General features: G+C 41.7%; 16 protein-coding genes. All 16 read left to right on the forward strand.

Going from position 1 to position 16579, the window contains the following annotated elements; translation table 11 throughout:
- The first annotated feature begins 89 nt into the window (after positions 1-89).
- The 16 genes from ASF12_RS11930 to ASF12_RS12005 all read left to right on the forward strand — a co-directional run bounded on the left by ASF12_RS11930 (position 90) and on the right by ASF12_RS12005 (position 16571).
- The gene (locus tag ASF12_RS11930; RefSeq protein WP_056034505.1) at positions 90-323 is read left to right on the forward strand and encodes a GNAT family N-acetyltransferase; all 234 of its coding nucleotides are present in this window, start codon (positions 90-92) and stop codon (positions 321-323) included.
- Positions 324-684: 361 nt separating this feature from the next.
- A complete protein-coding gene (locus ASF12_RS11935; protein ID WP_056034507.1) occupies positions 685-1596 on the forward strand; it encodes a sensor histidine kinase in 912 nt (303 codons plus the stop codon).
- A 1-nt stretch (position 1597) separates the two neighbouring features.
- Positions 1598-2293 carry a response regulator transcription factor gene (locus ASF12_RS11940; RefSeq protein ID WP_056034511.1) on the forward strand — a complete coding sequence of 232 codons (696 nt, stop codon included), beginning with the start codon at positions 1598-1600 and terminating at the stop codon, positions 2291-2293.
- A gap of 102 nt (positions 2294-2395) precedes the next feature.
- The gene (locus ASF12_RS11945) at positions 2396-3322 is read left to right on the forward strand and encodes an ABC transporter ATP-binding protein (RefSeq protein WP_056034513.1); all 927 of its coding nucleotides are present in this window, start codon (positions 2396-2398) and stop codon (positions 3320-3322) included.
- Positions 3315-4079 (forward strand): ABC transporter permease, encoded by a 765-nt coding sequence (locus ASF12_RS11950; RefSeq protein ID WP_056034516.1) that lies wholly within the window; start codon positions 3315-3317, stop codon positions 4077-4079. Before ASF12_RS11945 ends, ASF12_RS11950 begins: the two co-directional genes overlap by 8 nt.
- 258 nt (positions 4080-4337) lie before the next feature.
- Positions 4338-5300, forward strand: a complete 963-nt coding sequence (locus ASF12_RS11955) for a helix-turn-helix transcriptional regulator (protein WP_056034519.1) — start codon at positions 4338-4340, stop codon at positions 5298-5300.
- Positions 5301-5417: 117 nt separating this feature from the next.
- The gene (locus ASF12_RS11960; RefSeq protein WP_056034523.1) at positions 5418-6044 is read left to right on the forward strand and encodes a type 1 glutamine amidotransferase family protein; all 627 of its coding nucleotides are present in this window, start codon (positions 5418-5420) and stop codon (positions 6042-6044) included.
- Between the two features lie 71 nt (positions 6045-6115).
- The gene (locus ASF12_RS11965; protein ID WP_056034526.1) at positions 6116-6520 is read left to right on the forward strand and encodes a DUF3224 domain-containing protein; all 405 of its coding nucleotides are present in this window, start codon (positions 6116-6118) and stop codon (positions 6518-6520) included.
- A gap of 140 nt (positions 6521-6660) precedes the next feature.
- Positions 6661-7065, forward strand: a complete 405-nt coding sequence (locus ASF12_RS11970) for an SMI1/KNR4 family protein (RefSeq protein WP_056034528.1) — start codon at positions 6661-6663, stop codon at positions 7063-7065.
- A 228-nt stretch (positions 7066-7293) separates the two neighbouring features.
- Entirely contained in the window at positions 7294-8007 is a 714-nt protein-coding gene (locus ASF12_RS11975) for a DUF7832 domain-containing protein (RefSeq protein WP_056034532.1), read from the forward strand.
- A 346-nt stretch (positions 8008-8353) separates the two neighbouring features.
- Positions 8354-8995, forward strand: a complete 642-nt coding sequence (locus tag ASF12_RS11980; protein ID WP_056034536.1) for a glycoside hydrolase family 11 protein — start codon at positions 8354-8356, stop codon at positions 8993-8995.
- A 126-nt stretch (positions 8996-9121) separates the two neighbouring features.
- Complete coding sequence (locus ASF12_RS11985; RefSeq protein WP_056034540.1) at positions 9122-10021, forward strand: formylglycine-generating enzyme family protein; 900 nt, start codon at positions 9122-9124, stop codon at positions 10019-10021.
- Between the two features lie 343 nt (positions 10022-10364).
- Entirely contained in the window at positions 10365-11930 is a 1566-nt protein-coding gene (locus ASF12_RS11990) for a response regulator (protein WP_056034542.1), read from the forward strand.
- Between the two features lie 60 nt (positions 11931-11990).
- Positions 11991-13697: a sensor histidine kinase gene (locus ASF12_RS11995; protein ID WP_081418779.1), complete on the forward strand. Its 1707-nt coding sequence runs from the start codon at positions 11991-11993 to the stop codon at positions 13695-13697.
- Positions 13698-13799: 102 nt separating this feature from the next.
- Entirely contained in the window at positions 13800-15503 is a 1704-nt protein-coding gene (locus tag ASF12_RS12000) for a hypothetical protein (protein WP_056034550.1), read from the forward strand.
- Positions 15504-15596: 93 nt separating this feature from the next.
- Positions 15597-16571: an ABC transporter permease gene (locus tag ASF12_RS12005; RefSeq protein WP_235533132.1), complete on the forward strand. Its 975-nt coding sequence runs from the start codon at positions 15597-15599 to the stop codon at positions 16569-16571.
- Positions 16572-16579 lie beyond the last annotated feature (8 nt).

Genomic DNA, 16579 nt, shown 5'->3' on the forward strand with positions numbered 1-16579 from the left:
TCCTATACAATAAATATGTTTAGTTCTAAGCACTTTGTTTCAGGGTGTTATGAAGTTCGGTTAAAAAGCGTAAAAGCGAGGAGAATACGATGCAGATCCATGTCTCCTACGAGCATCGAAGTAAGGGAATAGGAAAGAAGCTGTTTGAGCGATGCGCTGACAAGGCTAGAGCAATGGGAGCGCGGAAACTGTATATTTCGGCGCATTCATCAGAGGAGTCCCAATTGTTCTACACGAATGTCGGATGCATCGATGCCGTAGAGATTGATAAGAAGTTAGCCGAATACGAGCCTTATGACCGTCAAATGGAATATGTCCTCTAGCAAACCAGATATCAATCGCGAACTAAGGTACAGTGACTGACACTCAAGTCATGTGGAGTGCTGTGTGTTGTTGGTAAGAATTTAGCAGCTAAGAGCCACATTTTCCTGCAAGTTGAAGCCCGGCAGTATACTGTCTGGGCTACATGTACTGTATAAACTATTATTATGTGGTTTATTGCTTTAATGGTACCTTCTTGAGACAATAACTAGTGTATAAATTTGAATGTTGTCGAAATAGACCGTTATTGAAGGATATAATTATAAATTATTGAATATAGTCTTCAAGTACAAATTTCCAAGAGTTAGAGAGTTGAAATACAGGAGAACGAGATGGTTCAAGTGTCAGAAAGGAAGTGATTCTATGTTTTATATTGTTTTAATCGTCATACTGGCTGCTTTAATCATTCAATCCGTTTACCTTGTGTATTACAAAAACCAAATTAAGGATATCGGCAACCAATTATCTTTTATATCAGACCATCATTCATTCAAAATGATACAAACACAAATTAAGCCAAAAGAAATTCATCGGTTAATCGATTTATGTAATGCAATGCTTCGTGATCAACGAAAGTTGAAGCAAGATTTTATCGAACAAAAGGAAGAAATTCACGCGACCATTATGAGCTTGTCCCACGATATACGAACCCCGCTGACTTCACTTGACGGCTATCTGCAATTGGCGGAACGATCCGAGTATCTTAAAGAAAAAACAGAGTATGTTAGTCTGGCACAGACTAGAATGAAACAGATTATTACACTTGTTGACGAGCTGTTCCTATATACGAAACTGAAAAACCCAGATTACATCTTGGAGCTTGAGCCAGTTGATGTGATAAAAGTGTTAAATAAACGTCTGTTTACCTTTATCGACGATTTTTTGCGATGTGGCTATGAACCAAACATCTGCATGGTGGAAGCACCGCTATTTATAGTGGGAAATGAAAGTGCGTTGGAAAGAGTATTTGAGAATGTGATCAAAAATTACTTTATGCACAGTGAAGGTGCTCTAAGCATTCGTTATGAGGAGAAGCAGGACGAGGTTTTGTTTCATTTTTCCAATGTACTGAAGCGAAATCATCTGCTGAGCCTTGACAACATATTTACTCGCTTTTACAAAGCAGATCCGTCGCGTACGAACCAATCTTCAGGACTGGGACTTTTTATCGTGAAATCACTGATGGAGAAAATGAATGGTTATGTGCAAGCTGACCTGAACGATGAGCAGTTTTGCATCAGCTTAGCTTTTAAGAAAATCGTAAAGGAGAGTTGACGTGTACAATGACACGAACCACCCCAAAATTCTAATTGTCGAGGACGACGTGCATATCAACAATATTATTTATGATGTGCTTCGAAAAGAGAAGTTTCAATGCACGCAAGCGTATTCTGGCAGTGAGGGAATCATGAACGTCACTCATCACGAGTATCAGCTTATTATTTTGGACCTCATGCTTCCTGGCTTCTCGGGGGAAGATTTTATGCATCGGCTAAGAATAGAATTAAGCTCTGACACACCAGTTATAGTTCTATCGGCCAAGGACAAATTGGATAATAAATTAAATCTGTTTAAGTTGGGAGCCGCTGATTATGTCACGAAACCGTTTGAGGTGGAGGAATTGCTTGCCCGAGTCAATGTACATGTCAAACGAACCTCCCGAACGGATTCTGCCACTCGCTATCGACATAAAAATCTACTTTTAGATAGCGGAACGATGAACGCTAGCGTCAATCAAGCTGATTTGAAACTTACAAGACAGGAATACAAGATCCTTGAGCTGCTGCTTAAGAATCCTACCCGAGTGTTTACAAAGCAGGATCTGTATGAGCTTGCATGGGAAGATATATACATAGGTGAGGACAAAACCATTACCGTTCACATTAGCAATATTCGCAATAAAATCAAAAGGGTTGACGAGGAGGCTTATATTGACACCATTTGGGGCATTGGTTTCAGGCTGGCACCATAGGGAGTGCCTTAAACCGGCCCTAATCTTCTTTGAACTTTCTTAATCTTTTATTGACGATATGTTAGCTTCTTTTTGTTATTTTATTGACAAGGAGGTGCGAATATGGCTGAAGCAATTATTGAAGTAAGTCAATTAACCAAACAATTTAAAGGGAAAACAGCAGTGCGTAAGGTAGAGTTTAAAATAGGCAAAGGTGAAATCTTCGGTTTGATAGGCCAAAATGGAGCAGGAAAATCCACCTTGCTAAAGATGATTGCTGGATTGATATCCCCGACTTCAGGAGAAATTAAATTATTTGATCGTCCAGTGAAGGATAATCACCCTTATTTTGAACGAATAGGCGTACTCATTGAAAATCCAGGGTTATATCCCCATCATACTGCCTATGAAAATTTGGAATTAATCGCGATCTCTTATGGATTGACTAATCGGAAAGAGCATATTAACAAGCTGCTGAAGCTTGTCGGATTGGAAGGTTCGAACAAGACCAAGGTGAAAAATTATTCAATGGGCATGAAGCAAAGGCTTGGAATTGCAGCTGCATTAATTGGAAGCCCAGATGTCTTGATTTTGGATGAACCGATCAACGGTTTGGACCCGCAAGGAATTTCTGAGATTAGAAACATGATTTTGGAATTGAATAAAACGGGAATGACCATCATTATTTCAAGTCACATTTTGGAAGAGTTGTCGAAAGTAGCGACGCAATATGCAATCGTACATCAAGGAGAAATCATCGAACACCATTCAAGGGAGCAACTGCTGCTTCAATGCGAAGATCGTATTGAAATAGAAGTGGATAAAGCAAGCTCGGCTGTTCCCATCTTAGAACAAAAATTGCATATTAATCATTACAAAGTCATTAGTGAGCGTGTGGTGTATGTATATGATGCTCATCTTGAGAACCAACATATCATCAAGACCTTAGTTGAAAGCGGCATAACTGTTCATTCGATTATCAAGCATAAACAAAGCCTAGAACAATATTTTTTGGCGCGGATAGAAAGTGAGGGTGGGAGCCGTGATTAATATTCTCAAAATGGACTTTCACCGTTTTAAATCAAATAAAATGATTTATATATTACTGTTAATTTTTTTTGCTTTTCAAATATTCGGTATATTTATGTTGGGAAAATACGAGCAGCCCGGAGAAAGTGGGGTTATGCTGATCAGCTCGATGAACGAAAGTCAGTTCATCCAAGTCATGATGTCTCAAATCCCATTGTGGCCGCTGATTTATATTGCTGTATTCGTTGTTTACTTCTATATGAGTGAACATAACTCTGGGTTTTATAAAAATTACATTTCGATGAAGCGTGCGCGGATGTACACTGTTATTTCAAAAATATTAATTGCAGGCTTATTCACTTTGCTTACATTTATTGTCATGATCGCTGCGGATATGATCGGAAGATCAATTTTCTTTAACCATGCAATGATTGGAGATGGGGGTTATTTTGCGAAATTGTTGATCGGCCAATTTTTACTTCATTGGGCATTTTCAATTGTAATCTTATGCATCTCCATTATTAGTAAAAGCTTGATTGCTAGTATTGTAGCTGGATTTGTTCTATCGTTGAATGTTTTTGGAATGATTGTAACTGTCTTGGAATCCATCATTGATGACGTTCATTTGTCCTCTTTCTTAATAGTTAATACGATCTTAAGCGCAAGAGATTTTGATAATATAAATGATCTTGTTCATGTAGCTAGCGTGTCGATTGTTTTTATAGTTATATTTTCATTTATAGCCATCAGATATAAGATCAAAGAGGATCTGAAATAGTATTTAGGGCTGTGCAACTAACAATGATGGGAGGACGAACTGGTTGGTTACACTCCCCAAGAAAAAAATGAATACTTGAAGTTAGAATAAGCACGGGGGCTTAGATTAGTTGGCGCTTCGATTCCGCCTAGCTCCACCATACTTTTAATTAAGAAACGGACAGAGGTGCAGTTTTTTGATTGGGTTGTGGTACTCCGCACATGTGGGGTGCATGGTAAGACTATTTTGAGATTTATATAGAAACTGAGGGTTCCTGTTATGCCAAAAAACGATAATATGCTGGCCATTCTCTGGATGCTGAATTCGGGCGTGAAAATGACGGCAAAACAAATAGCTGAAAAACTGGAAATAAATATAAGGACCGTTTATCGGTATATAGATGCATTATGTGCCAGTGGAGTGCCGATCATATCCGACACAGGTCATAATGGCGGGTATCGCTTGCTCAATCAATTTATCAGATCCCCTCTGCTATTTGATATGGAAGAGAAAAAGGCGCTCCTTCATGCGGCTGCTTTTGCCAAAGAGGCCGGATACCCTTTAAGCGAGGCATTAGGCAATGCGACCTCCAAATTGAGAATGTATTCAAATGAGGAGCAGGAAAGTATGCTTAGCCGCCAGTTAGCCGGTTTTGAAGTGATAAACCGCAGAGGCTACCCTTCGGTTCAGCCGATATTGGCGGAATTGGAGCAGGCTGTAGCAAATGAATACGCTGTAGAAATCGATTATCGCACAGGCCGTGAAGATCAACCTAAGAACAGGGTGATAGCCCCCTATGGAATGGTTAACTGGAACCATAAATGGTATACGGTTGGATTTTGCCATCTAAGGAAGGAGATTCGCAGCTTCCGGGCAGATCGGATTGTGCAAATCAAGCGGACTCCCCTTCTTTTTAAGCGTCCCGAAGCTTTTTCGGCCCGTGAATTTTTTATGCAAAATCTATTGCCGGATTTAGTGGGTAAGGCTGGGTTGATTTCTTTAATGATTGAAGGCAGATCAGAGGCATTGGATGACTTATGCTTGCATTGGTTTTTGGGGCATCATCTGCAAGAGCGGACAGCCAATCAAGCCATCTTCTTACTTGAGGAAACATCCATTCAGACACATGTCCCTTATTTTCTGCTATCCTATGCGAAATCCATTAAAGTCATCGAACCACAGAGTTTGAAGGACAGGCTTGTTGCTGTTGCGTCGGAGTTAATGGAATATTATCGGCTTTAATAGCTTCACTGACAGCAGCTGTCAGTGAAGCTATTTTATAATGAGGATAATCATGGATTGCCGATGCATGGATGGGTGGTATTCCTTGATGACTTGTAAAATAAGGGGAACTTGCAAATGACGAATACGGTCTATCTTTATGTGTTTGACACGATGTCAGACTGGGAAATCGGTTATTTAACTGCCGAACTGAACTCGGGAAGATATTATAAAAAAGGGCTGGCTCCATCCAAAATCATTACTGTGGGAATGGACAAGACGCCTGTAACGACAATGGGCGGATTGAAAATACGGCCAGACATCAGACTGGATGAGTGCAGCATCGAAAGCACGGATACATTGATTTTACCCGGTGGAGACACCTGGACAGAAACCTTTCACCAACCCATTTTAGAAACGGCGGAAAGGTGTTTAAAGGCAGGGACATTAGTGGCAGCGATTTGTGGGGCTACAATTGGACTTGCCCAGACGGGGCTGTTGGATTCACGCTGGCATACAAGCAATGATTTGGAGTATCTTAAAATGATCTGTCCCAATTATACGGGCGAAAAATATTACAATATGGAGCCAGCTGTAACGGATGGAAAACTGATCACTGCATCTGGTATAGCACCATTGGAGTTTTCTGTACATGTCTTGAGAGCGCTCGATGTGTTTTCATCAGAAACATTAGATGCCTGGTATAGTCTAAATAAGACGCAGGAATCCAAGTATTTCTATGAGTTGATGAATGCCATTCTGTGAAGATATAAGAATTGTCTTGTCTCAATTTCAAACTAATTTTAATGATACTATTTTGAGGAAAGAGTGATGATATGAAAACAGCCATTTTTACTGTAACAAAGTGGGAGGAACAACCCATTGAAAATAATCTTAGCAACTTCCCCGTTAATACTGCAAAAGTTGAATACGAAATTAAAGGTATTTTGGAAGGGAAAGCAACTTTAGAATATTTGCTGTATTACTTAGATAGTCATATGGAGGATGCTGAAAAGGCCAAATCCAAAATTGCGGGGTTCCTGCACTTTGAAGGTCATTACGATGGACATTATGGAACGTTTACAGCTTGTGAAAACGGTATGTTTGATAACGGTACTCTTGATAGCCCCGCTCAAATCATTAACGGCACAGGAGAGCTGGAAAAATTAATCGGAAGCTATAACTATCATTTTCTCGGTCACACGAGTGAATTGGTATTAGATTTCGAATTAACAAAATAGTAATCGGGGAACTTCCTGGACAGGAGGTTCTTTTTTTCATTTTCCGACTTATTTATATATTAATTTGGTGGGAATTGGTATGCTTATTTTACAACATGGATTCATAAATAAAACTAATTATAGGGGGTAGCTATAAGCCTATGAGATATAACAACATTAAGAGTCTAATTAGAGATAATGCCTCAAGTCATAGCTTTGAAGCTTTATCTGAAGCTGAAATAAAAAGAGAGCTAGAAGTAGAAGGCATCCCCGAAGATTATATTGCGTTCCTAAGGGAAGTTGGCTATGGGACAGTTAACCGTAACGATTTTAATTTTTATAGCGGTTTGGTTGAGGTGGACGAAATTTTAGGCCATCTTTACGACGAGGACTCGCATCCAGAACTGAAGGATGTGTTATTGTTTGGGGATAATTTTGCTGGAGATGCCGTAGGTTTTTTAATAACGGATAATTGGGCTATTGTTGAAATATGGCATGATGATAATTTATCCATCAATCCAAGAGAGGAAGCCACCTTCGAGGAATTCGTCATCACCATATTTTAAAAAATAGGAGAGATAGGAAATCGGCACATATTGGACGCTCCAAAGAGAAGAAATTTGGAACATATTTGAGAATCAAGGGTATTTAGAAGGCTCTGAAAAACATGCCATGTTTCCACAGGAATAGATGTTTTCAGGGGGTTGCAGGTAGGATTGATATAGGAAGAGTCAATAAGGTTGAGCATTTTGTGACAAGGAAGCAACCTGAAATATGATGAGGTGATCGATAAGGTGAGCAAGATCGAGCTGGTTTTAACCAAACAGGGAAAGACGTTTAAAGACTATCGGCATTTAACGATTACGGAAGGAATAGAAGTTTATATTCTTAATATCATTAAAGGCCGGCTGTATCCCGACAAGAAGACGATGAACCCGACATACGAGCCGTATCCCGTCAAACAGGAAGCGATCGATCGACTGAACGAATTGGCTGATGAACTGAGGGATAAAGGTTTTGTGGAAGAACCGCGAGATATTTTATTTCAGATCGCAGAAAAAGAAAAATACGTCTACGACAAAGCGAAATGGCATTACGATGGCGATTTTCCGCAAGAGTTGGAGCACCACCAAGCTTACGTTCCGTCGGGCATGTTCATAGCTTGGATAATCAAAAATGATCTGCTCAGCAAACGAAGCCGCAAAGAAGATGCAGCGGAAATTGAGCTTGTCAAAAGGGATGAGATGACCGGAGCTCAATTTTATCGTAAAAACTGGGATGGCGTGCTTAGCTCGAACGAATTGTCGGATGAGGCAGATGCGTTTGCCCGCGAATATCTTAATATCCAAAACGACATCTATACGGCCGTTGATTTCACAAATGGATTGGCGGCCGGCTTGCCGACAATCTACCATGTAGAAGATTCGATTGAAAACTATCACATCATCGAGCCGATCATTACGGAGCGTTATCAGGACTGGAAACGTCGCAAAAAATCGGGAGGCTAGTAATGTAGTTTTACGGTGCAAAAGGAGGGCATTAAAGTGCCGACTCCTTTTTTTTTTGATACAAAACGCATATAGCCATGGCGACCGAGAAAAGCAAGGCAACGGGCATGGAGGTCAGATCTGTAATCGGCGACACAGCCTGCTCAGTTAATAATAAGCTTAGAAAATGAAGGGAAAACCTATAATTTACAATGTATTAATGTATGCGCTTACTTGCTATAATTTACCTTAAGAAGGAGGTGATAGTAAGATGATGGCGAGACATGACACAGGATAAGTGTTGTGCTGCATAGAGAAGAAACCATAACACATAGGCAAATAACGATAAAAAATGAGGAGGTATCTTATGTTCAAATTAAAGCTGAATAAGAAAATTTTGACGGTATGCCTTGCAGCTTCTATGAGCTTGGGCTTGTTTTCGGCAACCTCAAGTGCAGCGACAGACTATTGGCAAAATTGGACTGATGGCGGCGGAACAGTAAATGCTGTCAATGGATCCGGCGGCAATTATAGTGTTACATGGTCAAATGTCGGGAATTTCGTTGTTGGAAAAGGCTGGATTAACGGATCGCCAAACCGGACAGTTAACTATAATGCCGGCGTCTGGGCGCCGTCTGGCAATGGATATTTGACTCTCTACGGGTGGACAAGAAACTCGCTAATTGAATATTACGTCGTTGACAGTTGGGGCACGTATCGTCCTACCGGAACGTATAAAGGAACCGTGTCCAGCGACGGAGGCACATATGACATTTATACGACTATGCGATACAACGCGCCATCCATCGACGGTACACAAACCTTCCCTCAGTATTGGAGTGTCCGCCAGTCGAAGAGAGCAACTGGGGTCAACTCCGCGATCACGTTCAGCAACCACGTTAATGCATGGCAAAGTAAAGGAATGTATCTGGGGAGCAGCTGGACTTACCAGGTATTTGCGACAGAGGGGTATCAAAGCAGCGGCAGCTCTAATGTAACGGTGTGGTAACAGGCATCATTTCATTATAAATATTGCTTGCTAAGGCCTGCCGGTCTCACAGCTGGCGGCCTTATCTATTTCAACAATAGATATTTGCCTGCATCCTTTTCCTATTCGTTTAAAGGAGAAATAGTAATGAGAAAACGATTTATTTTCCTTTTGCCAGCAATATTATTGGTAGTCATTGCTTGCTCGCAAGAAATGCCTGAAAAGACCGAGAAGGCTGAGAAGACCGAAAACAATGAAAATAATGAAAACAATAAAAACAATGATAATCTTGTCTTTGTAGAAGGTGGGATTTTTGTGAATACGAAGTCCAACTTTTATGGAAAAAGTGTAACTATATCGAGCTTTTATATCGACAAATATGAGGTAACTCAAAAAGAGTGGGTTGAGGTTATGGGAAGCAACCCCTCGGGCTTCAAGGGCGACAATTTACCGGTAGAAATGGTAAGTTGGTATGATGTTGTTGAATACTGTAATAAACGAAGTATAAAAGAGGGCCTGAAACCGTATTACGAGATAGACAAAAATAAAAAAGATCCGAATAATAAGAGTGATCACGATAATCTAAAATGGACAGTAACGATCAATGAGGGAGCGAGTGGTTACCGATTGCCGACGGAAGCGGAGTGGGAATACGCCGCAGGTGGAGGCCAGGTGAGCAACAGTTACACCTACAGCGGGAGCAATAATGTAGATGAAGTAGCTTGGTATTGGAAAAACGCTGGAGACAAATACTTATCAGGAGAATGGAACTGGACTATTATAGAAAGCAACAAAAATAAAACAAAATCTGTCGGTGCCCATAAACCCAATGAGCTAGGCCTTTACGATATGTCAGGTAATGTAAGGGAATGGTGCTGGAACTGGTACGGAGATGGGGACTTGGATAGCGAGAGTGGTTCTTTCCGGGTTGTAAAGGGCGGCGGTTGGATCGGCGACGTCAGAAACAACGAGTTATCTTATCGGGGAAAGTTTGAGGCAAATGGGATTGGCCCGGATCAGGGTTTTCGTGTGAGCCGGGCCCAATAAAATCGGAAAGTGGATACCATATATTAGGCAGAATCAGGCCGAAGTTCGCAAGTGTATAGAGCCTGGCAAGCCACGATTTTTGAAGCAAAGGGAAGGAAAGATGACCCTTTGCTTTCCTTTGCTTCTCTTATGTAAAGACTATGTGCTCCTAGTACGCTCTGATATAATAACCCCAGTCTTGCTTTATGTTCTGCTCATTCTGTACATATATGAAAATGTTCCGACCTATAGAGGAAGATTTTGAGCAAGTAGTCGATGGAAAACTCACGATATTCTTTTTGAAAATTATATTCTATAGTTAGTATCTAATTGGAATGAGCTTCAGTAAGGGAGTGAGATTACGATGTACGGAATCATTATTGTCGACGATGAATTATTTGTCCGCAAGGGCTTGATTGAAATGGTGGATTGGGCAAGCAGTGGTTTTGAGGTGATAGGTGAGGCAGACAACGGAGAAGACGCTCTGGATCTTATCTGCAAGCAGCAGCCGCATCTTGTCATTACGGATATCCGTATGCCAATTTTAGACGGAATCGGGCTAATTCAAGCCGTAACGGAGGCGAAGCTTGAAACCGAATTTATTATTATCAGCGGTTATAATGACTTCCGTTACGCCCAGCAGGCGGTTCGGTACGATGTACTGGATTATGTGCTTAAGCCTATTAATGAGAACGAAATTGTGAAAGCGCTTCATAAATATCGCGACAAGTTTTCTGCACAGAAACAGCTAAAAGAGAGGCTTATTATTCACGAGGAAGAGAAACTGATTGAGACGCTCATTCGTGGTGAAGCCAAGGACGATGCTCTTGAGGTCTGGGAAAAGCATTGGACTGGAATGGGAGCGAAGGAGTTTATGTACGTATTGCTGGAAATTAATAATGTGTTTCCGTGGGGAGACAGGCTTATGCCTCCTAAGGCAGAATTCAAAAATGCAATCCAGCAATCGGTTCAGCAGCTTTGTTCGGAAACCCCGATTGTGCACGAGCATCGGCGCGCATTCGGATTTATTATACCTGATCTCTACTTAAGAGGACATAATGGTGATGCCCGGAGCTTCATGGCAGATTGTCTGCTTCAGCTCAGTAATCTGTTCTCCTTAGACCTTCAAGCCTATGTGGGCAGAACGGTAAGCTCCTTCATGCTATTGAAGCATTCTTACGTCAGCGCTAAGGAGACCGTGCAATATAAATACTTCAGGCACACCCAGCGAATCCTGCTGCATTCCGATATTGCCGATAAGGATCTCCGTTATGTCCATATCAAGGACGAGGTGTACCGTACAATCATTGAAGCCATTGAAGAGAACAACGAGCAAAAGCTTGTTTTGGTTATCGACCGGATGTTTGCGGAGTTTGCAGAAAAGGCTGTATCGCAGGAAGCTATAAAAGCGGCCACGATTCAATGTGTCCACAGTGTGCTGAATACGATTAGAAGTATGGAAGGCGATGAAAAGCGGCTGGCAAGTCTTATGCCTATCATGAACTGGCAGGATCATAACATCACATTTAGCGAGCTCCGGGCCTTGTTTGAAGCCTTTGCGCTGGAGGCTGCCAGGTTGATTCAGAGTCTCTATCAAAGCTATGGAAGTGGCGGGCTTTATAAGATTAAGTGTTATGTAGATAAAAATTTTCATGAAAATCTCAATCTGAAAAGTATGGCTAATCAGTTTTACATGAGTTCTGCCTATCTCGGACAAATATTCAAAAAAAACTATGGGATGTATTTCAATGACTACTTGCTCCAGCTGCGTATTACGGAAGCCAAGAAGCTTCTAAGACAGACCGACATGCGGATCTATGAAATTGCCGAGCAGGTGGGCTTCAAAAATGCGGATTATTTCGTGACCCAATTTGAAAAGCTGGGACAGATGACCCCTACGGAATATAGAAGCCGAATCGGCAAGCGCTAAAGCGAGGAGGGGGAAGGGGAAGCTATGCATTTTCTGAATAATATCCGGTTGAGGAACAAAATGTTTTTGGTATATTTCCTTGGTGTCATTGCTCCAATCATTCTGACGAATGCGATTTTTTATAATATCATTACCGAGAATGTAAAAGAACAAAGAATCAATGATATTGACCGTGCCGTGGAGCAAATTAAAAATGAGTTCCAGTTAATGGTTGATCAAGGTGTAGGGTTATCCTCCTTTTTTTATGCGGATTACAAAACCAATGAAGTGTTAAATATGAATTTCACGCATACGGAAGACTATGTAGAGGCCTATGATCTCTATTTAAGATCGATTCTGAACAATTACTCTCCGTTCTCTTCTTCTCTTCAGAACAAAACGATATATGTAGACAATCCCACGCTTTTGAATTCAGGAAATATCGGCATATTATCCGATGAGGTTCGTGAAGAAGCATGGTATAAGCTTTGGCTGAAGGATGCGTCATCCCAGCCTGTATTCGTTCGCATCGAAGACCCGGAGGGCCAATTTCAATCTTTTTCGCTGCTCCGGCGAATGGATTATTTTGCGGATCGGATGGCCAAGGAGAAGCTCATTAAACTTGATTTCAAGACGATTGATATCATGGAGATTTTTTCTAATTTGAATGTAAAGGGAGATATGTACCTGCTGAGTCCAGGAGACCGAATAGAATACACAACCAACCGGGCAATCGACTGGCAGGCGAATACCAAGCATCTGTACAGCTCCCTGAAATCGGATAATCTCATTCAATTTGAGAAGGGATATGGCAGCATCAGTTATCTGCGCGGCTGGAAGGTCGTGGGTACCATTAATGAGCATGAGATTATTAAGGAGGAGTTGAAGTCACGCTATTTCATTGTTTGGTCCGGATGCGTGATGATGATTTTTCCTACTATAATCATCTTAATTATTACAAGGTCTATTAACGTACGGATTATTGAAATCCTAAAGCATATGAAGAAAGTAAAAACACAGAATTTTCAGATGATCAATTATGGGGAAGCCCGTGATGAAATCGGTCAGCTGACACTCGAATTCAACAATATGATTATGCAGATTAAGACATTAATTAACGATGTGTATATGACGGCTATCCAGAAAAAATCACTTGAGCTGGAACGGCGGAAGGCGCAGCTGAATGCTCTTCAAAGTCAGATTAATCCCCATTTCCTGTTCAATGCGCTGGAGACGATACGGATGCGAAGTCTGCTTAAGCATGAGAAGGAGACAGCCAAAATGATTCAAAGTATGGCGATGATTTTACGCAGCTCTTTAACCTGGAATAAGGAATGGGTAACGGTGGAGGAGGAACTGGGTTTTATCATGTGTTTTTTAGAAATACAGAAATATCGTTTCGAAGACAAATTGAAATACCATGTCGAGGTGGAGCCTGAAGCCCGTGCCTGTGTAATCCCGAAGATGGTGTTTCTTCCCTTTGTGGAGAACGCTAGCATTCATGGGATTGAACCGCTGAAAAAAGGCGGGAGAATTGATATCCGGATTGGAATTGAGGAGGATTTTGTCGTTTTCTCAGTCAAAGACAACGGAATCGGCATGAACGGGAAGCTGGTCAGCAGGCTGTATGACTACCTTAAGGCGGAAGAACTTATTGGCGACCGGATTGGGATACAGAATGTAATTTACAGGGGCAAAATGCTTTATGGCGACCGAATTGTATTTGAAGTACACAGCCGCCCTGGTGAAGGAACACGAATCGTGCTGAAAATTCCATCGAATCCATAGTTTTCAAAGAATAAACCATAATTTAAAGGGTAACGATGAAATGAAAACGCTTTTATACTAAGGGAGTAACACACCATTCATATAAAAGGGGGAGTAAAAGCAATGAACAAAATCAATAGAATTTGGCTTCTCTGTTTAACAGCAGTATTATCATTATCTGTGATTACAGCTTGCTCTGGCAACAATAATACGAAGGAGAATACAGGAACGGCGGAGCAGAGTGGCAATGCAACTACAGGAGCCAAGCAGGATAAAGTAACATTTAAAATTTTCAACGGGGTAGCCGGTTCGAAGGATGGCAATACCAATCAAACTACAATCGGCAAGCTCCTTGAGGATCAAACCGGCGTGAATTTCAAGCTGGAGTTTGTAGTCGGCGACTTAAATACAAAGATTGGAACGATGATTGCCGCTAACGATTACCCTGATGTGCTAATCCCGGATGCAGCAATAGAAGAAGTGCTGAATGCAGGCGCTTTTATACCGCTCGATGATCTCATTGAGCAATACGGTCCGAATATCAAGCGGGTTTATGGAAAATCGCTGAATCAAATGAAAGCTAAAGATGGAAAAATCTATTTCCTCCCTATTGCTGCGCAAGTGAACGATTTTATTCCTGAGCCGGAAGCCGGAGCAGCTTTCTGGGTGCAGCGTCGTGTGCTGGAGGAAGCCGGATATCCCAAGATCAAAACTTTGGATCAGTACGTCGAGCTAATCACGAATTACCGAGATAAGCATAAGGACGAAAATTTGACTGGATTAGTATCACTTACACATGACTGGCGTTTTTTTGCCACCTCCAATCCGCCTATGCACCTTATGGGTTACCCGAATGACGGCAACGTTACTGTAGATACCAGCACTTGGGAAGCAAAAACGTATGCTGGTTCTGACGCTACTAAGAGGTGGTTGAAAGAATTAAATAAACTGAATGCAAATGGACTTTTTGACAAAGCGTCCTTTGTGGACAACTACGACCAGTATATCGCCAAATTAACTTCCCATAAGGTACTCGGCTTTTTCGATTACCGCTGGCAGGTAGATAATGCGCTTAATGTCCTGAAGGATGCGGCAAGAAAGGATCCTTCCCTGGACGGATATAATTACTTCCCGCTGCCCATTACCTTTGATGAAAATACCCCGGATGCTTATCTGGACCCTCCGGGCGGACTAGTAACCAACCGCGGAATCGGGATTACGGTCAGCGCCAAGGACCCGGTCCGAATCATCCAGTACTTTGACAATATGCTGACAGAAGAGAATCAGACGCTGTTGTCATGGGGAATCAAGGGCGAAACCTATGAAGTAAATGAAGAAGGCCGCTACTATCGAACTCAAGAGCAAATTGACAAAATTGATGAGACGTTCAGAGAGAGCTTTGGCTTCAAATATTACAGCTGGAACTGGCCAATGTATAATGCTACCTCTACACTGGCTAACGGAAATGCGCGAAATGTTGCCAGCCAGCCAGAGGTTTTCCAAATGACACTGACGGAGAAGGATAAATTCATTCTGGAGAAGTATGGGGTGCAAACCTATAGCCAGTTGTACGCTGAGCCGATCAGCCGTCCTTACTTTCCTGCCTGGGGATTTGCGAAGGAGCAAAACTCACCGGAACAGCTATGGGAAGCAAGCAAGGATGAAATGACGAAGAAATACTTCCCGAAAATGGTAATGGCAACTCCGGATAAATTTGATGCTGTATGGGAGGAGTATATGAAGGAATTCGGCAAGCTGGACACTGCGGGCTATGAGAAATGGACAACGGAGCAAGTGAAGCAGAAGGTTGCGATGGCGAACCAGTAATCCCTTTTATGAGAAAGGCCAGACTGCATCGGTTGAGGCTGGCCTTTCTGAATGTTTGCTTTACCCGTGTGGTTTTGGAAGGAGAGAATACAGGTGGACAAAAATACGGTATTGGCCATTTCCCAATCCAAGGGAAATAAATACGAGAACCGAATCAGGCATTTCTTTAAAAAGCTGTTTCAACAGCGTGCCCTCGCCATCATGTCTGTTCCCTTTTTAATATGGCTGATTATATTTAAATATTTACCGCTATGGGGCTGGACCATCGCTTTCCAGGATTATAAGCCGGCTAAAAAATTTATGGATCAAGCGTGGATTGGGTTTGAGCATTTTAAATTTTTGTTTGGGGATGACCGATTTCTCAGAGTTCTCCGCAATACGCTGGCTATGAGCTCGATTAATTTGATTTTTGGCTTCATCACAGCGATTACACTTGCTTTGCTGCTAAATGAAATACGCAATATCGCCTTTAAACGCGTCGTTCAGACCGTGAGTTATTTGCCACACTTTATATCCTGGGTGGTAGCAGCGAGCATTATCCAAACGACCTTGTCGCCGGACGGAACAATCAACCAATTGTTAGTCGGGTTGGGATTTATTGATCGCGGCAATGAAATTTTGTTCTTAGGCATTCCAGAGTATTTCTGGACCATCTTCGGAGCAAGCTCTATCTGGAAAGACATAGGATGGAATACAATTGTGTATCTGGCGGCAATGACGACGATTGATCCTACGCAATATGAAGCTGCAGAGATTGACGGTGCGAATCGATTCAAGAAAATGATCTATATTACATTGCCTGGTATTAAATCTGTTGTAATCATACTGCTAATTATGAATATCGGTTATTTGCTGGAGTCGGGATTCGAACCACAGTATTTGCTGGGCAACGGCATGAATGTTGACTATTCCGAGAACATAGATATATTCGTGCTGAAATACGGGATTGCGCAGAGCAATTTCTCTCTTTCTATTGCAGCAGGCATGTTCAAAACCGTGGTCAGCTTCATCCTATTGTTTATAGCGAATAACGCCGCGAAACGCATGGGAGAAGCCAGGCTGTATTAGAAAAGGAG

Origin of the sequence: Paenibacillus sp. Leaf72, assembly GCF_001422685.1 — a bacterium.
Taxonomy (GTDB): domain Bacteria; phylum Bacillota; class Bacilli; order Paenibacillales; family Paenibacillaceae; genus Pristimantibacillus.